Below are 26378 nucleotides of genomic sequence, written 5' to 3' on the forward strand. Positions count from 1 at the left end.
ACGAACGAGCGGGGGCTAGCCGTCCCGCTCGCAGACGAAGATCGCCGTCCCGGGGATCAGGTTCCCCCGCAGCGGGGACCAGCCGCCCCACTCCTGGCCGTTCCAGGCGGGCCACTCCGGCTCGACCAGGTCCACCAGCCGGAAGCCCCCGGCCACCACGTCGCGCACCCGGTCCCCGAGGGTCCGGTGGTGCTCCACGTACACCGCCCGCCCCCGCTCGTCCTGCTCGACGTACGGCGTGCGGTCGAAGTAGGAGGCGGCGACCGAGAGGCCCTCGGGCCCCGGCTCGTCCGGGAACGCCCAGCGGATCGGGTGCGTCACCGAGAAGACCCAGCGGCCGCCCGGCCGCAGCACCCGCCGCACCTCGCGGAAGACCCGTACCGGATCGGCCACGAACGGCACCGCGCCGTAGGCCGAGCACGCCAGGTCGAACGCACCGTCCCGGAAGGGCAGCGCCCCCGCGTCCGCTTCCACCAGCGGGACCTCGCCACCGATCCGCAGCGCGTGCTGGAGCTGCCGGTGCGAGAGGTCCAGGGCCACCGGACGCGCACCCTGCGCCGCCAGCCACCGCGAGCACTGCGCCGCGCCCGCGCCGATCTCCAGGACGTCGAGGCCCTTCAGCGAGCCGGCCGGACCGAGCAGTCCGGCCTCGGCCTCGTCCAGCCCCTCGGGACCCCACACGAACCGGTCGTCGCCGAGGAAGGAACCGTGCTCGCTCTGGTACTCGTCGGCGTTCCGGTCCCACCAGCCGCGGCTCGCCCGGCTGCTCTCCGCGTCCCCCGCGTCACGGCGGGTCGCCTCGCCCTCGTCGGCGTCCCCGTCGACCCCGTCTTCGTGTCCGTACTCTTGGTTCATCTCGCCCGCCGATGTAGTTTGCGCTCAGTGCCGCCGTGCGGCGGACCACCTGTGTGGTGGCGCAAGAGCCATGACTGCTGCCGGAATTGAGCAGATCTGCCCAGGGTGCGCGCTTCGCGCATTGACCCTGTCCGGCCGCCCCCGTATGCTAAAGGTTGCGCTGCGGGCCTGCGCGCCTCAGACGGAGCAGGCCGCGCTCGTACCTGTTGTATGTCCCCTCGGTTCTCGGGGTTCCCTTCCGTTCGCGGAAGGGCACTTCATTGGCTGTCCGGCTTCTTGGTGCGATACGGGCTCTCGGCGTAGCAGTACCTACGACTTTCTGTCCGTAACCGGAGCCCTTTCCCACATGACGAGCAGCACCGAGACCACCGCCACCAGCACCACCCCGCAGGTTGCGGTCAACGACATCGGTAACGAGGAAGCCTTCCTCGCCGCGATCGACGAGACGATCAAGTACTTCAACGACGGCGACATCGTCGACGGCGTCATCGTGAAGGTCGACCGGGACGAGGTCCTGCTCGACATCGGTTACAAGACCGAAGGTGTCATCCCGAGCCGCGAGCTCTCGATCAAGCACGACGTCGACCCGAACGAGGTCGTCAAGGTCGGCGACGAGATCGAGGCCCTGGTCCTCCAGAAGGAGGACAAGGAAGGCCGCCTGATCCTCTCGAAGAAGCGTGCCCAGTACGAGCGCGCCTGGGGCACCATCGAGAAGATCAAGGAAGAGGACGGCATCGTCACCGGTACCGTCATCGAGGTCGTCAAGGGTGGTCTCATCCTCGACATCGGCCTCCGCGGCTTCCTCCCGGCCTCCCTGGTCGAGATGCGCCGTGTCCGCGACCTCCAGCCCTACGTGGGCAAGGAGCTCGAGGCGAAGATCATCGAGCTGGACAAGAACCGCAACAACGTGGTCCTGTCCCGCCGTGCCTGGCTGGAGCAGACCCAGTCCGAGGTCCGCCAGACCTTCCTCACGACCCTCCAGAAGGGTCAGGTCCGCTCCGGCGTCGTGTCCTCGATCGTCAACTTCGGTGCCTTCGTGGACCTGGGTGGCGTCGACGGCCTCGTGCACGTCTCCGAGCTGTCCTGGAAGCACATCGACCACCCCTCCGAGGTTGTCGAGGTCGGCCAGGAGGTCACCGTCGAGGTTCTCGACGTCGACATGGACCGCGAGCGTGTCTCCCTGTCGCTGAAGGCGACGCAGGAGGACCCGTGGCAGCAGTTCGCCCGGACCCACCAGATCGGTCAGGTCGTCCCGGGTAAGGTCACCAAGCTGGTTCCGTTCGGTGCGTTCGTCCGCGTGGACGAGGGCATCGAGGGTCTGGTCCACATCTCCGAGCTGGCCGAGCGCCACGTGGAGATCCCGGAGCAGGTCGTCCAGGTCAACGACGAGATCTTCGTCAAGGTCATCGACATCGACCTCGAGCGTCGTCGCATCAGCCTCTCGCTGAAGCAGGCCAACGAGTCCTTCGGTGCCGACCCGGCCTCGGTCGAGTTCGACCCGACCCTGTACGGCATGGCCGCGTCCTACGACGACCAGGGCAACTACATCTACCCCGAGGGCTTCGACCCCGAGACCAACGACTGGCTCGAGGGCTTCGAGACCCAGCGCGAGGCCTGGGAGACCCAGTACGCCGAGGCGCAGGCTCGCTTCGAGCAGCACCAGGCTCAGGTCATCAAGTCCCGCGAGGCCGACGAGGCCGCCGCTGCCGAGGGCGCTGCCGCCCCGGCCGCCGGCAACGCCGGTGCGGGCATCTCGGGTGGTTCGTACTCCTCGGAGTCGGACGACAACTCCGGCGCCCTGGCGTCGGACGAGGCGCTCGCCGCCCTCCGCGAGAAGCTCGCCGGCGGCCAGAGCTGAACAGGCTCTCCGCTGAGCGCTAGCCGCTAGCGAACCGAGGCCCGTTCCCCTTCGGGGGAGCGGGCCTCGGTCGTGTCCGGGGCCCGTCGCCGGGGTCGGGTTCAGGGCGTGACGGCGACGTTCGTCAGGCCGTTCCCGCCGGTCACCGTGTTCGAGGCGTACACGGTGGTCGTGCAGCCGCCGCCCTGGTTGGTGACGTTGATCGCGAGCCGCTGGGCGCCGGTCGCGCCGGTCAGGTCCGAGCGGTTGCCCCGGAAGACCGTCCCGCAGCCCCAGCCGCTCTGCTGGGTGTGGGTCTCGAAGCCGTTGTTCGTCGTGTTCACGCCGGTGTTGTCCGCCACCAGGACGCCGTTGCCCTTCACGTCGACCCAGGAGTCGTCGTAGTTGGCGCCGGTCAGTCCGCGCCCGTCGAAGGTGTTGCCGACGATCCTCGCCCCGGTCGTGCCCTCCTTGATGTCGACGCTCTCGCCGCCGACGTCCGGCCCGATGACGTTGTTCAGGATCTGCGCGCCGTCGCTCCGGTCGGAGAGGTTGCCGGCGGTGCCGACGTACACCCCCTCGCCCATGCCCCGGCCGTCGTTCCCGGTGTCGTAGATGCGCGCGTTCCTGAGGACCCCGTTCCTGCTGGAGTTGCGGAAGTGCACGCCCTCCATGTCCAGGCCGTGCACGGTCACCCCGTCGATCACCACGCCGTCCGCGGCGTCCGCCATGATCCCCTTCTGACCGCCGGTCACGGTGATCCCCTCGACCGTCCAGTACGAGGCGCCGTTCAGGTGCAGCCCGTAGCCGCCGCCCGCCGTGAGCACCGCGCGCGGGGAGCCGGTCAGCGTGATCCGGGCCGAGGCGGTGCCGGGGATCGTGGCCTTGAAGTTCCCGGTGTACGTGCCGTCCGCGAGGTGGATCGTGTCGCCGGGCCGGGCGTTGGTGAGGGCGGTCTTCAGCTGGCCCGCGGTGGAGACCTCGACGGTCGCCGCGGCGGCCGGAGCGGTGGCGAGGGGGACGGCGAGGAACGCCGGGAGCAGGGGGAGGAGCAGCGTTCGGGTGCGCATGGGAGGCCTTCCGGGCGGCGGACAGGGCGGGATGTTCCTGTATGTGCACGGTGGTCGAGGTACTGAACGCGACGCTGTCCCGAGACGGTAGGGAGACAGCGTGGGCATGTCAAGGTCTGGACCAATGCTCGCCGTGGGTCCGTGCCCATTTCCGCTCCGGAAGATCGCGCGACCCGGGAATGGCCGTGCCGCGCCGGGCGTTTCCAGAGAGAACACGAGGAGGAGCGGAATCGTGCTTGATCCCCAGGATTTGTACGAATGGGACCCGAAGGGCGTGGCCGTCGTCGACCTGGCCCTGGCGCAGGAGTCGGCAGGGCTGGTCATGCTCTACCACTTCGACGGCTACATCGACGCGGGCGAGACCGGCGAGCAGATCGTCGACGGGCTGCTCGACACCCTCCCGCACCAGCTGGTGGCCCGCTTCGACCACGACCGGCTCGTGGACTACCGTGCCCGCCGTCCGCTGCTGACCTTCCGTCGCGACCGCTGGGCCGCGTACGAGACGCCCTCCATCGAGGTCCGTCTCGTGCAGGACGCCACCGGCGCGCCCTTCCTCGTCCTCTCCGGCCCCGAGCCGGACGTGGAGTGGGAGCGCTTCTCCACCGCCGTCCGCCAGATCGTCGAGCGCCTCGGCGTGCGCCTCTCCGTCAACTTCCACGGCATCCCCATGGGCGTGCCGCACACCCGTCCGGTCGGCCTCACCCCGCACGGCAGCCGCACCGACCTGATGCCCGGGCACCGCAGCCCGTTCGACGAGGCCCAGGTGCCCGGCAGCGCCGAGTCCCTCATCGAGTACCGGCTCTCCGAGGCAGGCCACGACACCCTCGGCGTCGCGGCGCACGTCCCGCACTACGTGGCCCGCTCCCCGTACCCGGACGCGGCCCTGACCGCCCTGGAGGCCGTCACCGCCGCCACCGGCCTGGTCCTCCCGGGCGTCGCCCACTCGCTGCGGACCGAGGCCCGTCGCACCCAGACCGAGATCGACCGCCAGATCGGCGAGGGCGACGAGGAGCTCGTCGCGCTCGTGCAGGGCCTTGAGCACCAGTACGACGCGGCGGCCGGTGCCGAGACCCGCGGCAGTCTCGTCGCCGAGCCGGTCGACCTGCCGTCCGCCGACGAGCTGGGCCGCGAGTTCGAGCGCTTCCTCGCGGAGCGGGAGGGCGACGCCTAGCCCCCGAGCGGCAGGCCCTAAGCTGCCGCTCATGCTGAAGGTGGGCCTGACCGGCGGGATCGGCGCCGGCAAGAGCGAAGTGTCCAGGCTGCTCGTCTCGTACGGAGCCGTGCTGATCGACGCGGACCGGATCGCGCGCGAGGTCGTCGAGCCCGGGACCCCGGGGCTCGCGGCCGTCGTGGCGGCCTTCGGGGACGGCGTCCTCACCGCGGAGGGGACCCTCGACCGGCCGAAGCTCGGCTCCATCGTCTTCGCCGACGCCGAGCGCCTGGCCACCCTCAACGCCATCGTCCACCCGCTGGTCGGGGCACGGTCGGCGGAGCTGGAGGGCCGCGCGGGCGCCGGAGACGTCGTCGTCCACGACGTACCGCTGCTCGCCGAGAACGGGCTCGCGCCGCTGTACGACCTGGTCGTGGTCGTGGACGCCTCCCCGGAGACCCAGCTGGACCGGCTGGTCCGGCTGCGCGGCATGGCCGCGCCCGAGGCCGGGGCCCGGATGGCGGCCCAGGCCACCCGCGCGCAGCGGCTGGCCGTCGCCGACCTCGTGATCGACAACGACGGGCCGCTGGACGCGCTCGAACCGCAGGTGCGCAAGGTCTGGGACGAGCTGGAGCGCCGTGCCGAGGCCACGGTGGGGGAGAGCTAGCGGTGTCAGGACGGTAGCGCCGTCTGCCCGGACGGCAGGGCGCACGGCGGAATGAGGTCACCGGGTCCGGTGTTCAACCACCGGATCGAGGGGAAGGATGCCATCGTGGCCGACAGGAACCCGGAAACGCACGTCATCGACTTCCGCGCCGCCGAGCACCTGCTGGCCGCGCGGGACCCTCGCGGGGCCGTCAAGCTGCTGGACTCGGTGATCGCCGCCCATCCCGAGAACACCGCGGCGCGCCTGCTGCGGGCCCGGGCGTTCTTCGCCGCCGCGCAGCTCCGTCCCGCGCAGCTGGAGTTCGAGCTGGTCCTGGAGCGGGAGCCGGACAACGCCTTCGCGCACTTCGCGCTGGCCAGGACCTTCGAGCGGTCCGGACAGACCGCCCAGGCCATGCGCCACTTCCGCCTCGCCGCCGCGCTCGACCCGAAGCCGGAGTACCTCCAGGCGGCGGGCTTCGACACCCGGGACTGATCGGGCGGAGCCGTCAGCGTCGCGTACCGCCGTGATCCGGTTCGTACGGGGGGACGCTCCGGCCCGGCTGCCAGTGCGCGCCCCTGTGGATGTGGTGCGCCACCACCGCCAGGTCGACCGTGACCACCAGGAACAGCACCCCGCAGGCCGCCGCCCAGCCGGGGCGGCCCACCAGGGAGAACACGGTCGTGCCGAAGGCGGCCCACAGCAGCCCCCAGACGCTCAGCCAGAACCGCAGGCGCAGCGCGCTCCGCGCGTTCGCCGGCTCGTTCCCGGTCCGCATGACGGTCGCACCTCCCCACGAAGCCCCGGGGCCACTTCCAGCATGGACCCGGGGCGAGGGAAACGGAACGGCTGCCGGGAGGCCCGGACGGACGTCCGCTCAGTGCACGACGCTGTAGCTGCGCCAGGGCAGGGTGTCCGGGGCGATCCAGTTCGCGGAGTTGGTGGGGACGTAGATGGAGTTCGGCCCGTCGCAGTTGCGGGTCCGGTACATGATGATGTCGGTCAGGGCGTTGTTCTCGACCCTGGTCACGCCCGAGGGCGGCAGGCGGTGGCAGCCCTTCACCAGGGGACTCGTCACGGTCACCACGAACCTGTGCTGCGTCTCGGACTTGATCGTGCCCACGGCGGTGCGGCCGAGGCCCGAGCAGCCGGCGACGGCGAAGGTGAGCAGCACGGCCCCGGTGACGGTCGTGAGACGCCGGCGAACGGACATGGCGGATCCTCTTCTGTCGGGTCGTTTCAGGCCACCATCCCGCCCGCGGCGACCGCTGTCATCCGCTGTTGGGCCGCCCGGGGGAACCGCCCGGCGCCCGTTGTCAGACCCCACCCGTAAGGTCGGAGGTCCAGTGCGAGAACGACGGACAGCGGGAGGAGGGCGGAGCCGTGGCACACACCTGGACGACCAGCGCCGCCGTCTTCCTGCCGGCCGCCCTTCCCCGTGACGGCCGGATCGCCTTCTGGGCCCCCGACGGCGGGGAGCTGCCGGACCCCGGGCCGAGCGGGGCGGAGCGGGTCGAGCTGACCGTGGCCCGCCGGCACGGCAGCGGCGCCCGGGGCCGCTCCGTCCCCGCCGTGGCCCTCCCCGTCGCGGCCGCCCTGCCGCACCTCGTCGCCGCCCGTCACCATCCCGCCGCGCACCCCGCCACCGCCGGCTGGGGCGCCGCCGCCCTGCACGCCCTGCACCTCGCCGCGCGCGGGCGGCTGCTGCCGGGGCTGACCGCCGACGACCTGGACGCCTGGCGGGCCGGACCTCTGGACGCCGAGGACATCGCCCATCTGCGGGCCGTCGCCGCCGCCCTGCCGTACGAGGGGTACGCCGTGCCCGTGCCCGGCCGGGGCCCGCTGCGGCTCCCCGAGCCCGAGGCGCTGGTGCGTGCCTTCCTCGACGCGGTCGCCGACGTGCTGCCCCGCACCCCGGCCGCGGCCCACGCGGCCGGCGCGCCGTTCGCGGCGCGCGAGCCGCAGCACCTGCCTCGGGCGCGTTCCTGGGCCGCCGAGGCGGCGGCCGGGATGGACGCGGGGGTGCGGGTCTCGCTCCGTCTCGACCTGTCGCCGTACGAACTCTTCGACACCCCCGACGCCCCTGACACCCCGGAGCGCGCCGGAGGCGGCGAGCCGGGCGGGGAGCGTCACGCCGCCGCCGCGCTCCTCCAGATCCACAGCCTCGCCGACCCGACCCTCGTCATCGACGCGGCGGAGCTCTGGGCGGGGGACGGCGAGCACTTCGGGCCCCGCGCCCGGATCGACGCCGTCCTCGCCCTGCGCCGGGCCGCCCGCGTCTGGCCCCCGCTCACCCGGCTCCTGGAGCGGGACGTGCCCGACGTCCTCGCCGTCACCGAGGACGAGCTGTACGAGCTGCTCGGCCCGGCCGCCGCCCGGCTCGCCGACGCCGGGGTCGCCCTCCACTGGCCGCGCGAGCTCGCCCGCTCGCTCAGCGCCTCCGCGGTCGTGCGGCCCGCCCACGCCGCGCCGGGTTCCGCCACCGACGGCACCTCCTTCTTCGACAGCGAGGAGCTCCTGCGGTTCAACTGGCAGCTGGCTCTCGACGGCGATCCGCTCACCGAGCGCGAGATGGACCAGCTGGCCGAGGCCCACCGGCCGATCGTGCGCCTCCGCGACCAGTGGGTCGTCGTCGACCCCGCCCTCGTCCGCAAGGCCCGCAAGCGTGAACTCGGCCTGCTCGAACCGGTCGACGCCCTCGCCGCCGCCCTCACCGGGACCGCCGAGGTCGACGGCGAGTCCGTGCCCGCCGTCCCCGTCGGGGCCCTCGCCGCGCTCCGGGACCGGCTCCTGGCCGGCCCCGAGGAGGTGCAGGCCCCGCCCGGTCTCACCGCCACCCTGCGCGACTACCAGCTCCGCGGCCTCGCCTGGCTGGACCTGATGACCTCGCTCGGCCTCGGCGGCTGCCTCGCCGACGACATGGGGCTCGGCAAGACCGTCACCCTCATCGCCCTCCACCTCCGCCGCGCCCGCCGCGCCCCCACCCTCGTCGTCTGCCCCGCCTCCCTCCTCGGCAACTGGCAGCGGGAGGTGCGGAAGTTCGCCCCCGACGTGCCCGTCCGGCGCTTCCACGGCACCGACCGGGACCTCGACGGGACCGAGGGCGGCTTCGTCCTCACCACCTACGGCACCCTGCGCACCAGCGCCGCCCGACTGGCCGAGCGGGACTGGGGGATGGTCGTCGCCGACGAGGCGCAGCACGTCAAGAACCCGTTCTCCGCGACGGCCAAGGCCCTCCGGGAGATCCCCGCACCCGCAAGGGTCGCCCTCACCGGCACCCCCGTGGAGAACAACCTCTCCGAACTCTGGGCGCTCCTCGACTGGACCACACCCGGCCTCCTCGGCCCGCTCAAGGCGTTCCGCTCCCGCCACGCCCGGGCCGTCGAGAACAACGAGGAGATCGAGCACGCGCAGGCCGTCGAGCGGCTCGCCCGGCTCGTGCGGCCCTTCCTGCTGCGCCGCCGCAAGTCCGACCCGGGCATCGTCCCCGAACTCCCGCCCAAGACGGAGTCCGACCACCCCGTCGCCCTCACCCGGGAGCAGGCCTCGCTGTACGAGGCGGTCGTCCGCGAGACCATGGCGCGGATCGAGGGCGCCGAGGGCATCGCCCGCCGGGGCCTGGTCATGGGCCTGCTGACCTCCCTCAAGCAGATCTGCAACCATCCCGCGCAGTACCTCAAGGAGCAGGCGCCGCGCGGCAGCGGCACCGCGCGGCTGGCCGGCCGCTCCGGGAAGCTCGCCCTGCTCGACGAGCTGCTCGACACGATCCTCTCCGAGGACGGGTCCGTCCTCGTCTTCACCCAGTACGTGTCGATGGCGCGGCTCCTCGCCGACCACCTGGCCGCGCGCGGCATCCCGGCCCAGCTGCTGCACGGCGGCACCCCGGTGGCCGAGCGGGAGCGCATGGTCGACCGCTTCCAGGCCGGCGAGGTGCCCGTCTTCCTGCTCTCCCTCAAGGCCGCGGGCACCGGGCTCAACCTCACCCGGGCCGGCCATGTCGTCCACTACGACCGCTGGTGGAACCCGGCCGTGGAGGAGCAGGCCACCGACCGGGCCTACCGGATCGGGCAGACCCAGCCGGTCCAGGTCCACCGGCTGATGGCCGAGGGGACCGTCGAGGACCGCATCGCCGAGATGCTCCGCGCCAAGCGGGCCCTGGCCGACGCCGTGCTCGGCTCCGGCGAGGCCGCCCTCACCGAACTGACCGACCGGGAGCTCGCCGACCTGGTGTCCCTGAGGAGGCCCTCGTGAACCACCCCCGGGACGCACGGGCCGCGCGGGGGGCCGCCCCCCGCCACGACGACCGCCGCCGCAGTTTCCCGCAGGTCGCGCCCCGCTCGGCCCCCGACGGCCGGTTCGCCGCCTCCTGGTGGGGGAACGCCTGGGTCGCCGCGCTGGAGGCCACGGCCCTGGACCAGGCCCGGCTCGCGCGCGGCAAGGCCTACGCGGGGCGCGGCCACGTCGACGCGATCACGGTCACCCCCGGCCGGGTCGTCGCCTACGTCCACGGCAGCAGGCCCCGCCCGTACCGCACCGAGATCAGGATGCGGACCCTCGGCGACGACGGCTGGGAGCGGTTCCTCGACGAGGCGGCCGCCCGCCCCGACCACATCGCCGCCCTTCTCGACAAGGACGTGCCGCACGCACTGGAGGCCGTCACCGGACTGCTCCCCGCACCGGGCGACCTCGTGCCCGACTGCACCTGCCCGGACGACGGCTACCCCTGCAAGCACGCCGCCGCCCTCTGCTACCAGGCCGCCCGTCTCCTCGACGAGGACCCGTTCGTCCTCTTCCTGATGCGCGGGCGCGGGGAGCAGGAGCTCCTGGCGGAACTCACCCGGCGCAACGCCGCGCGGAGTGCCGTGGAGACGGCCGCCGCCCCGCCGATGCCCACGGTCCCCGCCCGGATCGCGCTCGGCGCCGCCACCGGGGCCGGGCTTCCGCCCCTGCCTCCCGAGCTGCCGGTCCCGGACCGGCCCGGCCGCCCTCCGGTCTTCCCGCCGGATCCGGACGCCCCCGATCCGCTCGCCCTCGACCTCCTGGCCACCGAGGCCGCCGCCCGCGCGCACGCCTTCCTCGCCACCGGACGCGACCCGGTGGCCGAGCTCACCCCCTGGCAGGACGCGGTGAGGCTGGCCGCCGCGCACCCCGGTTCCGGGCTGACCGCGTCCTCCCGCGCCCTCTACCGCGACCTGGCGTACGCCCTCGACCGCACCCCCACGGACCTCGCCCGTGCCGTCGCCGCCTGGCGGCAGGGAGGTGCGGCGGGCCTCGCGGTCCTCGAAGAGCCCTGGGACCCGCCCGCCGGACCGTTCGACCGGGCCAGACCCGCGCTGATCGCCGCCGACTTCGCGGCGTTCCGGCCCTGGCGCAACCGCCTCTCCGGGGAAGCCCTCCAGCTCAGGCTCGGCCGGGACGGCCTCTGGTACGGGTACGAGTCGGACGCCGGGCGGGAGGACTGGTGGCCGCGCGGCGCCCCCGATCCGGACCCGGTGGGCGCGCTCACCGATCTCCTGGGCCGCTGACGGGTGTTGGGGGCACCGGAGGGCGCCGGACTGCCGAAAGACGTCGACGGATGTTGACCCGGCACTCGAACGGAGTCCCACTCGATGGAGTGAAACCCGTCAACGGCCGGATCCGGCAAGCACGTTTGTCGCGTTGATTCCGGTACGGGCACTTGCCCGTGTACACCTCCGGAAGGCAGGAAGCCATGAGGCAGATTCGCCGAAGTGGTCTGGCCACACTGTTGGTCACGGGTGGAGCGCTCGCCCTCTCGGCGGGCGCCGCCCACGCCGACGCCGGCGCACAGGGCGCCGCGGTCGGTTCGCCGGGAGTCGGTTCCGGCAACACGCTTCAGCTGCCGGTGCACGTGCCGGTCAACGTCTGCGGAAACACGGTCAACGTGGTCGGGCTGCTCAACCCCGCCGCGGGCAACAGCTGCGCCAACCGCTCGGCCGCGCACGAGACCGGAGGATACGGGGAGGAGAACGGCGGCGGCCGCATCCACAAGGACCAGCCCGGCACCCCGCGCGGCGGCGAGCAGGCCGGCGGTTCGCACGGCGGCGGCTCGCACGGTGCCTCGTCCAACGGCGGCGGGTCCACCGCCGAGACCCACGCCCAGGGCTCCCCGGGCGTCCTCTCCGGGAACGGCCTCCAGCTGCCCGTCGACCTCCCCGTGAACCTCGTCGGGAACTCGGTCAACGTGGTCGGCATCGGCAACCCGGCCATCGGGAACACCGGGGTCAACGGCCCGGCCGAGCCCCAGCCGCCGATCGAGAAGCCGACGCCCCGCCCGCAGCCCCCCGTGAAGAACGTGCCGGTGCCGCAGGCCGAGACCGTGACCCCGCCCGCCCCGGCCCCCGCGCCGCAGGGTGAGACGAGCACGGCCTCGCTGGCCCACACGGGCTCGGACGCCATGGGCCTCGCCGCGGCCGGAAGCGCCGCGCTGCTCCTCGGCGGCGCCGTGCTGTACCGCCGTGGTCGCCGCGCCGGCGACCAGGTCTGAGGGTCCGCACCTCGCGGTCCGGCCGGCACGCGCTGACGCCCGAGCCGTCAGCCGTGCTCCCGGCCGGCCGTCCCGCCGCCCCCGCGCCAGGTCCGGAGCACCGCCTCGACGGCGGGCGCGATCGTCGTCCGGGCCTGATGCCGGGGAACGCCCCGCATCAGCAGGGAGTCGTACGGCGTGTCCACGTGCCGTACGGAGGCTCGTACCGCGGCGGTGACCGCGCCGCGGTCGAGCGAGCGGCCCGCCGCGGTCCGGCCCACCCGGCCCGTGCCCTTCGCCGAGGCGTGGACGGCGATCTCCGTGGCCCGGTCCGCCGGGCAGGACGGGAAGAGCCGCAGGATCTCCGTCCGGAGGACCTCGGTGATCTCGGCGTCCAGGGCCGCGCGCCGCGCCGCGTCCCGGGCCCGCCGCGCGGCCCGCGCGTCCGCGTCCGCCAGGCAGGCCCGTTCGGCCTCGGCGAGGGCGGTCTCCTCCACGAGCAGGCCCTGGCGCTCGTACCGGGTGCGGCGCCGGTTGTGCCGTACGACCACGGCCCAGAGGGCGCTGGCCTCCCGGGCGCGGCGGGTGAGCGCCGTGTCGCCGCGGCGCAGGAAGACCAGATGGCCGAGGTCGGCGCAGTCCAGGCAGACCGGCGCGTTGAACTCGACGATCATCCGCTCCAGCGGCCCCCGGTGGCATTCGGAGCAGCGGCGGCGTCTGAGCGGTTCGACGACGACGGGCGCGACGAGGTCCACGGCCGGTCCCCGCTCAGCGGACGCCGGGCGCGGCGGCGGCGATGAACACGGCGAGCGCCTCCTTGGCCTGCGCGGAGCGGCGGGCGCGGTCCGCCTCGTCGACGGCCTCGTGCATGCAGTGGGAGTCCACGAAGGCCTCCTCGGCGAGCCGTCGGACGTTCGGGTCGTCGCACACCAGCTGGACCCGGAAGAGGGCCTGCCGGGCGGCGGTGCGCTGCCGGTAGGAGGCGTGCCGGGACTCCTCCGCCTCCTCCGAGCCGGGCTGCCGGGCCGCCCGGAACCAGCGGTCGTTCTGGCTGTGCCGGTAGTCGACGACCGCGCCCGCGAAGGCGCTGTAGGTCGCGATCCGCTCCTGCCGGAGCTGTTCGGTGCGGGCGAGGGCGGCCGTGCGCTCGGTGGCCCGCCCCTGGAACCAGTGCGTGAAGACGACACCCAACAGCGTTCCCGCCACGGCTATCAGCGCCGCATCCATGACCGGCCGCCCTCCCGTTCCCCTCGGCCTTCAGATCCGTAGATCATGACAGGAGAGGGGGGTGCGCGTCACTGCCGGTAGCCGCTCAGGAATCGGCCGATGCGGCTGATCGCGGCGTCGAGGTCGTCGGCGTGGGGCAGGGTCAGGATCCTGAAGTGGTCCGGGCGCGGCCAGTTGAAGCCGGTGCCCTGCACGACCTGGATCTTCTCCCGCAGCAGCAGGTCGAGGACGAACTTCTCGTCGTCGTGGATCCGGTGCACGGCCGGGTCCAGGCGAGGGAAGGCGTACAGGGCGCCCTTCGGCTTCACGCAGGAGACGCCCGGGATCTCGTTGAGCTTCTCCCAGGCCCGGTCGCGCTGTTCGCGCAGCCGGCCGCCCGGGGCGGTCAGCTCGTGGATGGACTGCTTGCCGCCGAGCGCGGCCTGGATGGCGTACTGGGCGGGGGCGTTGGGGCAGAGCCGCATGGAGGCCAGCATGGTGAGGCCCTCCAGATAGTTCTTCGCGTGCTGCTTCGGCCCGGTGACGACCAGCCAGCCGGAGCGGAAGCCCGCGACCCGGTAGGTCTTGGACAGTCCGCCGAAGGTGAGGACGACCAGGTCCTGGGCGAGGGACGCGGCCGGGTGGTGGACGACGTCGTCGTACACGATCTGGTCGTAGATCTCGTCGGCGAGGACCATCAGGCCGTTGCGGCGGGCGAGTTCGAAGATGCCCTCCAGGACCTCCCTGGGGTACACGGCGCCGGTGGGGTTGTTCGGGTTGATGATGACGACGGCCTTGGTGCGGTCGGTGATCTTCGACGCCATGTCGTCGAGGTCCGGGTACCAGTCGGCGGACTCGTCGCACACGTAGTGCACGGGCCTGCCGCCCGCCAGGGTGACCACCGCCGTCCACAGCGGGTAGTCCGGGGCGGGTACGAGGACCTCGTCGCCGTCCTCCAGGAGGGCCTGGACGGCCATCGAGATCAGCTCGGACACGCCGTTGCCGAGGTAGATGTCGTCGACGTCCACGTCCGGCAGGCCCATGGACTGGTAGCGCTGGGCGACCGCGCGCCGGGCGGAGAGGATGCCGCGCGAGTCGGTGTAGCCGTGGGCCTTGGGGAGCATCCGGATCATGTCCTGGACGATCTCCTCGGGGGCCTCGAAGCCGAAGAGCGCCGGGTTGCCGGTGTTGAGGCGCAGGACGCTGTGCCCCGCCTCCTCCAGCGCGTTGGCGTGCTCGATCACCGGGCCGCGGATCTCGTAGCAGACCTCGCTCAGCTTGCTCGACTGCCGGAACTCCATGTCCGACCTCCCCAGGTCCCCGGAATCAGTGTTGCTTGGTTTTACCAAGTTCGAGCTTGGAAAGTCCAACAACATGTCTAGACTGCGTCGCATGCCACGTCAGCCACGCCGCCGCAGCTACGACCAGCACTGCGCCGCCGCGCGCGCCCTCGACCTCGTCGGCGACCGCTGGACCCTGCTCGTCGTCCGCGAACTGCTCGCCGGGCCGCGCCGCTACACCGACCTCCACGCCGACCTGCCCGGGGTCAGCACCGACATGCTCGCCGGACGCCTCAAGGACATGGAGGGCGCCGAGCTCGTCACCCGGCGCCGGCTGCCCCCGCCCGCCTCGGCGAACGTGTACGAACTCACCCCGCGCGGACGCGACCTGCTGCCCGTACTGCGCACCCTCGCCGCCTGGGGCGCGCCCGACCTGGGGGAGCCGCGGCCCACCGACGCCGTCCGCGCCCACTGGTACGCGATCCCGCTGCTCGGCGCGCTCGCCGAGCTCGGCGCGGGTGTCGTCCAAGTCACCCTCGACGAGGGCGAGTTCCACGTACGGATCGGAGCCGGCGGCGACGTGGCCTACGGGGACGGAGGGGTGGCCGCCCCGGACGTCCGGCTGCGGACCGACACGGCGACGTGCCGGGCCCTGGCCGCCGGGGAGCTGACGCTGGGCGAGGCGGTCGAGGCCGGCCGCGCCGCGCTCGAACGCCCGGCAGCGGTGGGCGTGCCGGCCTGAGTTCAGGTCCGCGCGGCCAGGGCCTTCGCCAGCCGGTCGCGGGCGGCGGTCTGTGCCGCGATGCGCGCGTCGATCACGGCGAGCCGCTCACGGGCGATCTCCAGCGCGCGGGCGGAGGGCGGGACCGCGGAGACGTCCCCGTCCAGACAGGTGCGGAACGCGGACACGTCGTCCAGGGTGAACCCCGCGTCCAGCAGGTAGCGGATGTTCGACACCCGGGCGACCGCGACCTCCTCGTACACCCGGTACCCGTTGGCCGCGCGGGCCGACGCGATCAGCCCCGCCTGCTCGTAGTGCCGCAGCGCGCGGGCCGACACCCCGGTCCGCCGGGCCAGTTCGCCGATGCGCAAGGACGCCACCTCCTCGCGCAGTCGTATCACGCGACCAGCGCACCGCCGTCGACGGGCAGGACGGTTCCGGTCAGGAAGGCGGCGTCCGGGGCGGCGAGCGAGGTGATCGCCCAGGCCACCTCCTCGGGCCTGCCGACCCGCCCCAGCGGGGTGCGCGCGATCTGCCACTCCCGTACGGCCTTCCGCCGCTCGGGGGAGAGCGCCATGTGGTCCGCGATCGGCGTCTCGATGGCACCGGGCGCGACCGCCACGACCCGGACACCGGCCGGCGCGAGCTCCACCGCCCAGCAGCGGGTCAGGGTCTCCAGGGCGCTCTTGGTCGCCGGGTAGACGGAGTTGGCGGGCCAGCCGCGCTGACCGATCGTCGTCGTCACGTTCACTACGACGCCCCGGGAGTCCCGCAGCGCGGGGACGGCGGCCTGGGTGAGCAGCACCGGGGCGACGAGGTTCGTCTCCAGGAGCGGGGCGATCACGGAGCGGTCGAGGGTGCCGAGCGGGCCGCCGGAGGCGATCCCGGCGTTGTTGACGAGGACGTCGAGACGCCCGTGCGCCGCCAGCACGGAACGGACGATCTCCTCGGCCGCCCCGTCCGCCGTGACGTCGGCGGTGAACGGGCGGATGCCCGGGTGCCCCTCGGCGGTCTCCCGCAGCGGCTCCGCCCTTCGGCCGACGGCGACGACCGTCGCCCCCTGCCCGGCGAAGGAGCGCGCGGTGGCCCGGCCGATGCCGGTGCCCGCGCCGGTGACGACGACGACCCTGGTGGATGTGGTGGTGTCCATGGACCGATGGTCGAACCGTGACGCCAGCGGCAGGGTCAAGCCGGGACGACGGATCCGTGCTCGGGGCTGAGGAACTCGAGCCGGTTCCCGTGGCAGTCCGCGACGTAGAAGCGCCGGTGACCGGGGAAGTCGTCGTCCCAGGTCACCTCGACCCCCCGGTCGGCCAGCCGCTCCGCCAGGCCGTCGAGGTCGCCGACGAGGATGCCCGGGTGCCCCTTCCGGGACGGACGGAAGTCGTCCTCGACGCCCAGGTGGATCTCCAGCGCGTCCGAGCGCACCCAGAGGCCCCCGCGCGCCGCCAGGACCGGCGGCTTCCGGACCTCGGTCATGCCGAGCACGTCCACGTAGAAGCGGCGGCACACCTCCTCCTCGCCCGGCGGCAGCGAGAGCTGCACGTGATGCAGGCCGAGTCCGAAGGGCGTCGTCGTCTCCGTGGTCTCGTAGGGAAGTGCTTCCTGGCGCGGGCTCATGGGGACCTCTCCTCCCGGGTGCCGTACGGTCGCACGGCCAGGTCACCGTAATGCGGTGGGTGTCAGCCGGTACACGTCAGGGGAGCGACGGGCAGGATGAGCGGGATGCGATACGAGGCGATCACCTGGGACCGGCTGGCGGAGGCGCTCGCCGGCCACCTCGACGCGACCCCCGCGGGGCAGGGCGACGCCTGGCTCAAGGTCGGCGTCGACGGGCCGCCCGCGGCGCCCGGGGACGAGCTCGCCGCACTCCTCGCGGAGGCGCTGCGCACCCGCGGGCGCGCGGTCCACGTCGTGGGCACCGGAGGATTCCTGCGGCCCGCCTCGCTCCGGTACGAGTACGGGAAGCGGGACCCCGACGCGTACTACAGCGGGTGGACCGACACCGGGGCCCTGTGGCGGGAGGTCTTCGGCCCGCTGGACCCGGGCGGCACCGGGCGTGTGCTGCCCGACCTGTGGGACCCGGCCACGGACCGCGCGACCCGCAGCCCGTACGTCACGCTGCCGCCGCGTGGGGTGCTCGTGCTGCACGGACCCTTCCTGCTGGGTCACTGGTTCCCCTTCGACCTCACCGTGCACCTGCGCCTCTCGCCCGCCGCGCTCGCCCGGCGCACGGAGGAGTCCTGGACGCTGCCCGCCTTCGCCCGGTACGAGGCGGAGGTCGGTCCCGCGGAGTCGGCGGACGCGGTCGTGCGCGCCGACGACCCGCGCCACCCCGCCTGGACGGGCCTCCGGTCGTAGGGGGTGCCCGGCCGATCAGGCCGGGCGCGCGGCGCGATCGGCAGGAGGACCCCTGGCGATCGGAGTTCGCGACGCGGCGGCCCGTGCGGCCGGTCGGCCGCGCTCACCTGTCACCCGGCCCCGACGGGGGTCTGCCACGCCCACCTGTCACCCGGCCCCGACGGGGGTCTGCCGCACTCAGCCGTCACCGGGCCCCGACGGGGGTCTCCCGCCCACCGTGGCGACCGCCTCCGCGCCCGCGCGGCAGCCCGCCCCCGCGGCCTCCGCCGCGTCCGCGCCCGCGAGCCGCGCCGCGAGGAACGCGCCGGTGAACGCGTCGCCCGCGCCCGTCGAGTCCACCGGCCGCGCCGGGGGCGCCGCCACCCGCGCGATGACCGTGCCGCCCTCGGCGACCAGGGCGCCCGCCGCCCCGAGGGTGACCACGACGAGCGGGAAGCGCCGGCTCAACTCCGCCGCCGCCGAATCCGGTTCCTCGCGCCCGGTGAGGGACCGGGCCTCGTCGGCGTTGGGCAGCAGCGTCTCCGCGCCCTCGGCCGCCGCCAGGAACCGGTCCGCCCCCAGCTCCGCCAGGAACCCCGCCGACGCCGGGTCGACGCTGACCGGCACGCCCGCCTCCCGCGCGTCCCGCAGAGCCCGGAGGGCCGTCTCGCGGCTGGTCGCGGCGAAGAACAGGTACCCCGAGAGGTGCAGCCGGGCCACACCGTCCAGGAGGGCGGGCGACCAGTCGGCGGGGGAGAGGCGCAGCGCGGCCCCGCTGTCCGTCAGGAAGGTGCGCTCCGCCGAGCCGTCCACGAGCGCGATCACGGTGGCCGTAGGCGCCTCCGGGTCCGGGACGAGCAGGGGGCGTACCCCCGCCCTCCGCAGCGCCCGCTCGTGCCAGCCGGCCGCGTCCGTGCCCACCCGGCCGAGTATCCGCACCTCGGCGCCGCCCGTACGCGCCGCCCAGCAGGCCGCGTTGGCTCCGGCGCCACCCGGGAGGGTCCGGATGTCCGCGGCCGTGTCCGTGGCGGGAGCGAGCGGCGTCCGGTGCCGGGCGACGACGTCGGTGACGACGTCCCCGACGACGAGCAGCGCGCCCCCGGGCCGGGTCACCGTCCGACGGCGCCGGGCGCCGCCCCCGCGGCGTACGCGCGCGCGATGCCCGCCGCGAGCCGCACGTTGCCCCGTACCGCCGCGAGGTTGGCCTCCAGGGACGCCCCCTCCGTGTGCGCCATCAGGTAGGCGAGGAGGAACGGCGTCACCGCCTGTCCGGTGATCCCCTTCTCCCGCGCCGCCGCGAGGCCCCGCGCGAGCACCCGGTCGTGCAGCGCGGGGTCCAGCTGCTCGGTCACCGGCACCGGGTTCGCCACGACCAGGGCGGCCCGGGGCCCGCCGAGACCGTCCTGCGCCCGTATCACCCCGGCCACCTCGTCCGGGGTGCGCAGGGTCCAGTCGACCGGCTCGCCCGAGGAGGAGAGGTAGAAGCCGGGGAAGTGCTCCGTGCCGTAGCCGACGACCGTCACCCCCAGGGTCTCCAGGCGCTGGAGCGTCGCGGGCACGTCGAGGATCGACTTGACCCCGGCGCACACCACGGTGATCCCGACCCGGGCGAGCAGCCGCAGGTCGGCGGACTCGTCCTGCGTCTCGCTCCACTCGCGGTGCACGCCGCCGAGCCCGCCCGTCGCGAACACCCGGATGCCCGCCGCGTCCGCCAGCCAGGCGGTCGCCGAGACCGTCGTCGCCCCGGTCGCCCCGGTCGCCAGGGCCGGGGCCAGGTCGCGGTGGCCCAGCTTGCGCACCGACGGGTCCTCGGCGATCCGGGTCAGGGCCGCGGCGTCGAGCCCGACTCTGGCCGTTCCGTCGACCACCGCGATCGTGGCGGGGACGGCTCCCCCGGCCCGTACCGCCTCCTCCAGCTCGGCCGCCACGGCGAGGTTGCGCGGGCGCGGCAGACCGTGGGCGATGAGCGTCGATTCCAGCGCGACGACGGGCCGGCCCTCGTGGAGCGCTTCCCGTACCTCTTCGGACATCTGTGTGGGCATGTCCCATTCCTTGGCGCGCCCACCCGCCCCGCAAACCTCGTCGGCGACCTCCCGCCACACGCCGGGAGGCAGCCGCGGAATCCGTGACGGACCGCCGGACGGCGGTGGCGGCGAGGGCGGCGACGCCCTTGGGGCGCCGCGCCCGAGGGCCGGTACGGATTTCGTCGCCGGGCCCGGCCCTCGGCATCGCTCCTGGTGGGAGCCGAAACGGAGGCTGTTCTTCCATCCGGTCCCGGCCTCGGAACCCCTCCGGAGTCCGGCTACAGTCACCGCCCATGACGACTCATGACCTGCCTTCCTTCGCCGTGCACATCCCCGACGCGGAGCTCGAGGCCGAGCCCCTCGACCCCGCCCAGATCGTCTCCGGCACGCCCGAGGTGACGGGCAAGGTGCTGTGGGAGTCGGCCGACGGCAAGCAGCTGCGCGGTATCTGGCAGATCACGCCCGGCGTCGTCACCGACACCGAGGCCAACGAGCTCTTCGTCGTGGTCTCCGGGCGCGCGACCGTCGCCGTCGAGGGCGGCGCCACCCTGGAGATCGGCCCCGGTGACGCGTGCGTGCTGCGGGAGGGCGACCGGACGACCTGGACCGTGCACGAGACCCTGCGCAAGGCGTACCACATCAGCCTCTGAGCCCCGCCCGCGCCGAGTGGACCCGGGCCGCACGTCCGGGAGTCGAGGGTCTGGTAGGAAACCTTCCTGTCCGCTAGTCTCCCCGGCAGCGGCTCGGCGCGGCGCCCCACCCGAGGGGCGTGACGCGCTCAGCGAGAGCTCTGACCCGGCCGCCGAGCACCGCCCCACCGCGTGGCGCCCGAATCGCCACCCGGCCGGTCGCCCGTGCCCGCACCGCGCGGCACGGGCGACCCGGTCCGTGCCGTCCGGCGCGGCCGTGGTGCCCCGCACCGGTGTCCAGCTCTCGCCGCCCCCAGGCCAGGGAGCCCAGGTATGCGCCTGTTCGCCTCCGCCCCACCTCGCCGCACTACCGACCGTCCGCACCTCGTCCTCGCCGCCGTGCTGCTGCTCGTCGGCGGACTCCTCCTCGCCCTCCCGGACCGCGCCGGGGCCGCCGCCGACACCCTGATCTCCCAGGGCCGGCCGGCCACCGCCTCCTCCGTCGAGGACGGCACCCTCGGCCCGGAGAAGGCCTTCGACGGCGACGCCACCACCCGCTGGGCCAGCGCCGAAGGCTCCGACCCCCAGTGGATCCGCGTCGACCTCGGCCCCTCGGCCACCGTCTCCCGCGTCAAGCTCGTCTGGGAGGCCGCCCACGCCAAGGCCTACCGCGTCGAGATCTCCGCCGACGGCACCACCTGGACCCGGCTCGCCACCGAGACCGCGGGCAACGGCGCCACGGACGACTGGACCGGGCTCACCGGGACCGGCCGCTACCTCCGCGTGTACGGGACCGCCCGCGGCACCTCGTACGGCTACTCGCTCTACACCGTGGAGGTGTACGGCACCACCTCCACCACGCCCCCGCCCACCGGCGCCTTCACCGTCGTCGCGGCCGGCGACATCGCCGCCCAGTGCACCGCCTCCAGCAGCTCCTGCGCCCATCCGAAGACGGCCGCGCTCGCCCAGCGGATCGCCCCGTCCTTCTACCTGACGATGGGTGACAACCAGTACGACGACGCCCGGCTCGCGGACTTCCGGAACTACTACGACAAGACCTGGGGCGCCTTCAAGGCGCAGACCCGGCCCGTCCCCGGCAACCACGAGTCCTACGACCCGGCCGGCGCCTTCTCCGGTTACAAGTCGTACTTCGGCGCGATCGCCTACCCGCAGGGCAAGCCGTACTACAGCTACGACAAGGGCAACTGGCACTTCGTCGCCCTCGACTCCAACACCTTCGACGACGCCGCGCAGATCCAGTGGCTCAAGGACGACCTCGCGCGGAACACCAGGGGCTGCGTCGCCGCCTACTTCCACCACCCGCTGTACTCCTCCGGCGGCCACGGCAACGACCCCGTCTCCAAGCCCGTCTGGCAGATCCTCTACGGCGCCGGGACCGACCTCGTCCTCAACGGACACGACCACCACTACGAGCGCTTCGCCCCGCAGGACCCGAACGGGCGGGCCACCGCCGACGGCATCGTCGAGATCGTCGGCGGCATGGGCGGCGCCGAGCCGTACCCCATCGAGACCGTCCAGCCGAACAGCCAGAAGCGGATCAGCGGACCGTACGGCGTCCTGAAGCTGGACCTCACCGACACCACCTACACCTGGCAGTACGTCGGCACCGACGACCAGGTCAAGGACTCCGGCCCGACCTACACCTGCCACTGATGTACCTCGCGACCACCGGTCGCCGCGACGCGCCGCCCCGTCCCCACGGGACCCGGCGGCGCGTCCCCGGCACCGTCCTCGCCCTCGGTGCGGTCAGCCTCGTCACCGACGTCTCCTCGGAGATGGTGACCGCCGTCCTGCCGCTCTACCTGGTCCTCGGACTCGGCCTCTCCCCGCTCCAGTTCGGGCTCCTCGACGGCCTCTCCACCGGCGCCACCGCGCTGGTACGGCTCCTCGGCGGCGCCACCGCCGACCGCGGCGGCCACCACAAGCGGATCGGCGGACTGGGCTACGCGCTCTCCGCCTGCTCCCGGCTGGGCCTCCTCCTCGCCGGCGGGGCGACCGGCTGGATCGCCGGAGCGCTCGCCGCCGACAAGCTGGGCAAGGGCGTCCGCACCGCCCCGCGCGACGCGCTCATCACCCTGCACAGTCCGCCCGAGGACCTGGGCCGCGCCTTCGGCGTCCACCGCGCCATGGACACCACCGGCGCCCTCCTCGGACCGCTCGCCGCCTTCGCGCTGCTCTGGGCGACGGCCGAGACGTACGAGGCGGTCTTCGCCGTCAGCTTCTGCGCCGGCGCCTTCGGCGTGCTGCTGTGGCTGCTCCTCGTTCCCGGGCGCACGCGGAGCACGTCGCCGGGCGGGAAAGCGGCCCCACGCGCGCGGGGAGGACTCCTCGCCGCGCTCCGGCACTCGCCCGCGTACCGCCGGATCGTGCTCTGCGCCGCGCTGCTCGGCGCCGCCACCGTTGGCGACTCCTTCCTCTACCTGCTGCTCCAGCGGCGCCTCGCCCTCGATCCCACCTGGTTCCCGTTCCTGCCGCTCGGCGCCGCCGGCGTCTATCTGCTGCTCGCCGTCCCGGCGGGCCGCCTCGCCGACCGCCTCGGGCGCCGCGGGCCGTTCCTCCACGGGCACGGGGCCCTGCTCCTCGCCTACGGACTGCTCCTGGCCCCGGTGCCCGGCTCGGTGGCCCTCGTGGGCGTCCTCGTGCTGCTCGGCGTCTTCTACGCCACCACCGACGGCGTCCTCATGGCGCTCACCGGACCCTTCCTCGCCGAGGGAGGGCGGGCCGGCGGTCTCGCCGTCGTCCAGACCGCGCAGGCCCTCGCCCGGCTCGGGGCAGCCGTCGCCTTCGGTGCCGTATGGACGGCGAGCGGACCGGAGACGGCCCTCGTGGCGGCGCTTCTCGCCCTCGCGGCGGCCCTGTGCGCCGCGGCCCGGCTGCTGCCCTCCCGCCCGGGCGCCGGGCCGCCTCCGTCCGGGCCGGACGTCCGGCCTCCGTCGTCCGGGCCGCACGTCCGGCCTCCGTCGTCGGGGCCGCACCCCGAAGGGACCACGACATGAACGTTCCCGCCTCCACGCGCGCGCGTGCGGCGATCCTCGTCCTCGCCCTCCTGCTGCTCGGCGGCGGGGCCACCGCCTACACCCTGCGGGCCGCCTCCGGGCGGGCCGCCGCCACCGGGACCGCCGACCCCGGCTTCACCCTGGACGCCGGCCCCGGCGCGCTCTACGTCCGGGACACCGCGAGCGGGCGCGTCGCGCGGGTGGACCCCGCCGCGCCCGGCGGACGGGTGACCGGAGGCCCCTCCTGCGACCGCTTCCACGCGGCCGGGGGCACCGCCCTCTGCCTGCAGCGGCGGCCGGGCGTGCCGGCCCGCTCGTACGTCCTGGTCCTCGACCGGCGGCTGCGCGAGGTGCGCCGCATCGGCCTGCCGGGCATCCCGAGCCGGGCCCGGGTCTCCGCCTCGGGGCGCATGCTGTCCTGGACGATGTTCGCCACCGGCGACTCGTACGCGCGCACGGCCTTCTCCACCCGCACCTCGATCCTCGACCTGCGCACCGGCTATCTGGTGAAGAACATCGAGCAGATCCCGCTCACCCTCGACGGCCGCCGCCACCACGCCCCCGACGTGAACTACTGGGGCGTCGGCTTCGCCGCCGACGACAACCGCTTCTACGCCACCGTCTCGACGGGCGGCCGGACCCGTCTCGTCGAGGGGGACATGCGGAACTGGTCCGCCCGGGCCCTGCGGGAGAACGTCGAATGCCCCTCGCTCTCCCCGGACGGGAGCCGCGTCGCCTTCAAGAAGCGCGTGTCCGACGGCCCGCGCGAGCCCTGGCGGCTGTACGTGTACGACCTGCGCACCGGACGCGAGCACGCCGTCGCCGAGCGGCGCGGCGTCGACGACCAGGCGCTGTGGACGGACGCGCGGACCCTCGCGTACGGATACGGGGGAGCGGTCTGGTCGGTGCCCGCCGACGGCTCGGGCACCCCGCGGCGGCTGGCCGACGGGGCCTCGTCCCCGGCGGTTCCGGGGTGAGGGGGCCGGTCCTGTCAGGCCTTCCGGAGCGCGCCCCGCAGCGCGAGCGCCGCCATCGGCAGCAGTAGGCACGCGGCGATCGCGTTCAGCGGACCGTAACCCGCCTTCGCGACGATCAGGCCCGCCGCCAGTCCGCCGAGCCCGGCGGCCGTGTTCATGACGAAGTCGGAGAGCCCCTGGACGGCGGCCCTCGCGGCCTGCGGCACCGAGTCGGTGAGCAGGGCCGACCCGGACACGAGCCCCGCCGACCAGCCCAGGCCGAGGATGAAGAGGCCCAGGGCCGTCCGGCCGTGGGACGCTCCCGCCGTGCCCGCGACGAGCGCCGCCGTGCCGATCAGCCCGACCGCGAGCCCGATCACCGCGAGCCGGCCCAGCCGGTCGGACAGCCAGCCCATCAACGGCGAGAAGGCGTACATCCCCGTGATGTGCCCGCTGATCACGAGTCCGACCAGCTGGATGCCGGCGCCGTGGTGGGTGAGCGCCACCGGCGTCATCGACATGATCGACACCATGGCGGTGTGCGTGCCCGCGATGGTGACGAGCGCGATCCGGGCGCGCGGGGACTTGCGCACCGCGTCCATCCCGGCCCGCAGGGAGCGCCCCTCCGGCGCCTCGCCCGCCCCGGCGTCCAGCGCGCGTGCGGTGAGCAGCGGGTCGGGCTGCAGCAGCACGGCCACCACGGCGGCGGCCAGCACGAAGACGCCGGCGGCCCAGACGAACGGGCCCGCGGCGGCCGGGACGCCCAGGCCCGAGACGCTCTTCCCGGCGGGCGCGGCGACGTTCGGGCCGAGCACCGCGCCGATCGTGGTCGCCCACACCACCGTGGAGATGGCCCGGGCCCTGCGGTCCGGCTCGGCCAGGTCGGCGGCGGCGAAGCGGGCCGCCAGGTTCGCCGAGGACCCTGCGCCGAAGCCGACGAGCCCGGCCAGCAGGAGGGGGAAGTTCCCGAGGACCGCCCCGAGCACCACCACGCCGGCGCCCACCGCCGCGAGGAGGTACGCCAGGACGAGCCCCGCCCGGCGCCCCCGCCGGGTCATCAGCGTGGCCAGCGGCATCGCGAGCAGCGCGGAACCGGCGACCGACGCCGTCGACGCCAGACCGGAGAGCGCCTCGGTGCCGCTGACGTCCCGCGCCAGGACGGCGGCGAGGGCGAAGCCGATGGCGATGCCGAGGCCTCCCAGGATCTGGGTGGCGATCAGCCCGGCCTGGACGCGCCGCCGGAGCGCGGGCAGCTCGTCGGGGGTGACCGGGGCGGATATGGAGCCGGGTACGACGGCGTCAGGGGCGCTGGGGGTATGCGTCACTTACGTGAGTGTGCCAGCCGTCCCATCCCATGGGAACGCCGCCTCCCTCCCCGGTCCGCCCGGGAGCTCAGAAGAGAGGGGCGGGCAGCACGCCCTCCAGGGCCAGCAGCTGTCTCTTCGTCTCCAGGCCGCCCCCGAAGCCGCCGAGGCCGCCGTCGCTCTCCACCACGCGGTGGCAGGGCACCACCAGCGGCAGCGGATTGGAGCCCATCGCCGCGCCGACCGCCTGCGCCGCGCCCGGCTGTCCCACGCGTCTCGCCAGGTCCCCGTACCCGACGACCGTGCCGTACGGGACGCCCGCCGCCAGCTCGCGCAGCACCTGACGGTTGAAGCCGGTCGTCAGCGACCAGTCCAGCGGCAGGTCGAGGTCGTCCGGCTCGCCCGCGAAGTACCGGTCGAGCCGGCGCACCGCCTCGGCGAGCCGTCCCGATGCGCGCTCCACCGGCTCCGCGCCGAGCTGCCCCGCCAGCCGGTCGAGCATCCGCTCCCGCCGCTCCGGGCCGGCGTGGAACCCGACCTGCACGAGCCCCCGCCCGGTCGCGGCGAGGAGGAGCGGCCCGATGGCGCTCTCCACGACCGTCCACTCCACCGTGCCGGTCCGCTCCGTGCCCGCCGTCCCGGCCGCCGCCCCCGTGTCGATGTCCATGCCGCCCACGGTACGACCCGCCACCGACAATCCCGCGGCCGTCGGCCAGGAACGCGGGCGGAGCCGACGGGCCGGTCCGGACCCGTCACCGAGGTCACGGACCGGTCTCGCTCCGGTCTCGCGCATGGAAATTCCCCGGTCACGTGGTCGCCGGGCTGCCCGCGCGCCATAATCTCGCCCCGGTAGTACTAC

General features: G+C 74.2%; 27 protein-coding genes. 13 read left to right on the plus strand and 14 right to left on the minus strand.

The window, feature by feature from the left end:
* Positions 1 to 15: 15 nt before the first annotated feature.
* Complete coding sequence (locus ACFV2S_RS08380) at positions 16 to 855, minus strand: class I SAM-dependent methyltransferase (RefSeq protein ID WP_385555432.1); 840 nt, start codon at positions 853 to 855, stop codon at positions 16 to 18.
* Positions 856 to 1201: 346 nt separating this feature from the next.
* Between ACFV2S_RS08380 and rpsA the strand changes: the two genes are divergently transcribed.
* On the plus strand, positions 1202 to 2713 hold the full coding sequence (rpsA, locus tag ACFV2S_RS08385; protein ID WP_015032828.1) for a 30S ribosomal protein S1: 1512 nt from the start codon (positions 1202 to 1204) through the stop codon (positions 2711 to 2713).
* 101 nt (positions 2714 to 2814) lie between these two features.
* Here the strand turns inward: rpsA and ACFV2S_RS08390 are convergent, their stop codons facing one another.
* Positions 2815 to 3762, minus strand: coding sequence for a right-handed parallel beta-helix repeat-containing protein (locus tag ACFV2S_RS08390; protein ID WP_385555434.1), 948 nt, complete (start codon positions 3760 to 3762; stop codon positions 2815 to 2817).
* 232 nt (positions 3763 to 3994) lie between these two features.
* Here ACFV2S_RS08390 and ACFV2S_RS08395 point away from each other — a divergent pair, with 232 nt between their 5' ends.
* The 3 genes from ACFV2S_RS08395 (at position 3995) to ACFV2S_RS08405 (ending at position 6053) form a co-directional block, all read left to right on the plus strand.
* Positions 3995 to 4933, plus strand: a complete 939-nt coding sequence (locus tag ACFV2S_RS08395; RefSeq protein ID WP_383789178.1) for a PAC2 family protein — start codon at positions 3995 to 3997, stop codon at positions 4931 to 4933.
* Positions 4934 to 4964: 31 nt separating this feature from the next.
* On the plus strand, positions 4965 to 5579 hold the full coding sequence (gene coaE, locus ACFV2S_RS08400) for a dephospho-CoA kinase (protein ID WP_385555436.1): 615 nt from the start codon (positions 4965 to 4967) through the stop codon (positions 5577 to 5579).
* Between the two features lie 105 nt (positions 5580 to 5684).
* Positions 5685 to 6053, plus strand: coding sequence for a tetratricopeptide repeat protein (locus tag ACFV2S_RS08405; RefSeq protein WP_385555438.1), 369 nt, complete (start codon positions 5685 to 5687; stop codon positions 6051 to 6053).
* A 13-nt stretch (positions 6054 to 6066) separates the two neighbouring features.
* Here ACFV2S_RS08405 and ACFV2S_RS08410 read toward each other — a convergent pair whose 3' ends face one another.
* Complete coding sequence (locus ACFV2S_RS08410) at positions 6067 to 6336, minus strand: DUF6343 family protein (RefSeq protein ID WP_385555439.1); 270 nt, start codon at positions 6334 to 6336, stop codon at positions 6067 to 6069.
* A 99-nt stretch (positions 6337 to 6435) separates the two neighbouring features.
* Positions 6436 to 6771, minus strand: coding sequence for a hypothetical protein (locus ACFV2S_RS08415; RefSeq protein ID WP_383789167.1), 336 nt, complete (start codon positions 6769 to 6771; stop codon positions 6436 to 6438).
* Between the two features lie 170 nt (positions 6772 to 6941).
* On the opposite strand from ACFV2S_RS08415, the gene ACFV2S_RS08420 reads away from it, so the two are divergent.
* The 3 genes from ACFV2S_RS08420 to ACFV2S_RS08430 all read left to right on the plus strand — a co-directional run bounded on the left by ACFV2S_RS08420 (position 6942) and on the right by ACFV2S_RS08430 (position 12063).
* A complete protein-coding gene (locus ACFV2S_RS08420) occupies positions 6942 to 9809 on the plus strand; it encodes a DEAD/DEAH box helicase (protein WP_385555441.1) in 2868 nt (955 codons plus the stop codon).
* On the plus strand, positions 9806 to 11083 hold the full coding sequence (locus tag ACFV2S_RS08425; protein WP_385555443.1) for an SWIM zinc finger family protein: 1278 nt from the start codon (positions 9806 to 9808) through the stop codon (positions 11081 to 11083). Before ACFV2S_RS08420 ends, ACFV2S_RS08425 begins: the two co-directional genes overlap by 4 nt.
* A gap of 185 nt (positions 11084 to 11268) precedes the next feature.
* Positions 11269 to 12063, plus strand: coding sequence for a chaplin (locus ACFV2S_RS08430; RefSeq protein ID WP_385555445.1), 795 nt, complete (start codon positions 11269 to 11271; stop codon positions 12061 to 12063).
* 47 nt (positions 12064 to 12110) lie between these two features.
* Here the strand turns inward: ACFV2S_RS08430 and ACFV2S_RS08435 are convergent, their stop codons facing one another.
* The 3 genes from ACFV2S_RS08435 to ACFV2S_RS08445 all read right to left on the minus strand — a co-directional run bounded on the left by ACFV2S_RS08435 (position 12111) and on the right by ACFV2S_RS08445 (position 14549).
* Positions 12111 to 12797, minus strand: a complete 687-nt coding sequence (locus ACFV2S_RS08435; protein ID WP_385555447.1) for a DUF2293 domain-containing protein — start codon at positions 12795 to 12797, stop codon at positions 12111 to 12113.
* A 13-nt stretch (positions 12798 to 12810) separates the two neighbouring features.
* Positions 12811 to 13269 carry a hypothetical protein gene (locus tag ACFV2S_RS08440; protein WP_385555449.1) on the minus strand — a complete coding sequence of 153 codons (459 nt, stop codon included), beginning with the start codon at positions 13267 to 13269 and terminating at the stop codon, positions 12811 to 12813.
* A 68-nt stretch (positions 13270 to 13337) separates the two neighbouring features.
* A complete protein-coding gene (locus tag ACFV2S_RS08445) occupies positions 13338 to 14549 on the minus strand; it encodes a pyridoxal phosphate-dependent aminotransferase (RefSeq protein WP_385555451.1) in 1212 nt (403 codons plus the stop codon).
* A 91-nt stretch (positions 14550 to 14640) separates the two neighbouring features.
* Here ACFV2S_RS08445 and ACFV2S_RS08450 point away from each other — a divergent pair, with 91 nt between their 5' ends.
* Positions 14641 to 15270, plus strand: coding sequence for a winged helix-turn-helix transcriptional regulator (locus tag ACFV2S_RS08450; protein ID WP_385555453.1), 630 nt, complete (start codon positions 14641 to 14643; stop codon positions 15268 to 15270).
* A gap of 2 nt (positions 15271 to 15272) precedes the next feature.
* Here the strand turns inward: ACFV2S_RS08450 and ACFV2S_RS08455 are convergent, their stop codons facing one another.
* The 3 genes from ACFV2S_RS08455 to ACFV2S_RS08465 are packed head-to-tail and all read right to left on the minus strand — an operon-like array spanning position 15273 to position 16869.
* Positions 15273 to 15620: a MerR family transcriptional regulator gene (locus tag ACFV2S_RS08455; RefSeq protein WP_385555738.1), complete on the minus strand. Its 348-nt coding sequence runs from the start codon at positions 15618 to 15620 to the stop codon at positions 15273 to 15275.
* A 26-nt stretch (positions 15621 to 15646) separates the two neighbouring features.
* The gene (locus ACFV2S_RS08460; protein ID WP_385555455.1) at positions 15647 to 16399 is read right to left on the minus strand and encodes an SDR family NAD(P)-dependent oxidoreductase; all 753 of its coding nucleotides are present in this window, start codon (positions 16397 to 16399) and stop codon (positions 15647 to 15649) included.
* A 35-nt stretch (positions 16400 to 16434) separates the two neighbouring features.
* Complete coding sequence (locus tag ACFV2S_RS08465) at positions 16435 to 16869, minus strand: VOC family protein (protein WP_385555457.1); 435 nt, start codon at positions 16867 to 16869, stop codon at positions 16435 to 16437.
* Positions 16870 to 16974: 105 nt separating this feature from the next.
* Here ACFV2S_RS08465 and ACFV2S_RS08470 point away from each other — a divergent pair, with 105 nt between their 5' ends.
* Positions 16975 to 17610, plus strand: coding sequence for a uridine kinase (locus ACFV2S_RS08470; protein ID WP_385555740.1), 636 nt, complete (start codon positions 16975 to 16977; stop codon positions 17608 to 17610).
* A 177-nt stretch (positions 17611 to 17787) separates the two neighbouring features.
* On the opposite strand, the gene ACFV2S_RS08475 is transcribed toward ACFV2S_RS08470, so the two are convergent.
* On the minus strand, positions 17788 to 18702 hold the full coding sequence (locus ACFV2S_RS08475) for a carbohydrate kinase family protein (protein WP_385555459.1): 915 nt from the start codon (positions 18700 to 18702) through the stop codon (positions 17788 to 17790).
* The gene (locus ACFV2S_RS08480) at positions 18699 to 19631 is read right to left on the minus strand and encodes a pseudouridine-5'-phosphate glycosidase (protein ID WP_385555461.1); all 933 of its coding nucleotides are present in this window, start codon (positions 19629 to 19631) and stop codon (positions 18699 to 18701) included. Before ACFV2S_RS08480 ends, ACFV2S_RS08475 begins: the two co-directional genes overlap by 4 nt.
* 275 nt (positions 19632 to 19906) lie before the next feature.
* Between ACFV2S_RS08480 and ACFV2S_RS08485 the strand changes: the two genes are divergently transcribed.
* The 4 genes from ACFV2S_RS08485 (at position 19907) to ACFV2S_RS08500 (ending at position 24236) form a co-directional block, all read left to right on the plus strand.
* Positions 19907 to 20263, plus strand: a complete 357-nt coding sequence (locus ACFV2S_RS08485) for a cupin domain-containing protein (RefSeq protein WP_383789133.1) — start codon at positions 19907 to 19909, stop codon at positions 20261 to 20263.
* Between the two features lie 312 nt (positions 20264 to 20575).
* On the plus strand, positions 20576 to 21916 hold the full coding sequence (locus ACFV2S_RS08490) for a discoidin domain-containing protein (protein ID WP_385555463.1): 1341 nt from the start codon (positions 20576 to 20578) through the stop codon (positions 21914 to 21916).
* Positions 21916 to 23259 (plus strand): MFS transporter, encoded by a 1344-nt coding sequence (locus ACFV2S_RS08495; protein ID WP_385555465.1) that lies wholly within the window; start codon positions 21916 to 21918, stop codon positions 23257 to 23259. Before ACFV2S_RS08490 ends, ACFV2S_RS08495 begins: the two co-directional genes overlap by 1 nt.
* Positions 23256 to 24236: a TolB family protein gene (locus ACFV2S_RS08500; RefSeq protein WP_385555466.1), complete on the plus strand. Its 981-nt coding sequence runs from the start codon at positions 23256 to 23258 to the stop codon at positions 24234 to 24236. Before ACFV2S_RS08495 ends, ACFV2S_RS08500 begins: the two co-directional genes overlap by 4 nt.
* A 14-nt stretch (positions 24237 to 24250) precedes the next feature.
* On the opposite strand, the gene ACFV2S_RS08505 is transcribed toward ACFV2S_RS08500, so the two are convergent.
* Positions 24251 to 25540, minus strand: coding sequence for an MFS transporter (locus tag ACFV2S_RS08505; protein WP_385555468.1), 1290 nt, complete (start codon positions 25538 to 25540; stop codon positions 24251 to 24253).
* Positions 25541 to 25607: 67 nt separating this feature from the next.
* Positions 25608 to 26186 (minus strand): methylated-DNA--[protein]-cysteine S-methyltransferase, encoded by a 579-nt coding sequence (locus ACFV2S_RS08510; protein WP_385555470.1) that lies wholly within the window; start codon positions 26184 to 26186, stop codon positions 25608 to 25610.
* Positions 26187 to 26378: the final 192 nt, after the last annotated feature.

Origin of the sequence: Streptomyces sp. NPDC059695 (assembly GCF_042733785.1) — a bacterium.
Taxonomy (GTDB): domain Bacteria; phylum Actinomycetota; class Actinomycetes; order Streptomycetales; family Streptomycetaceae; genus Streptomyces.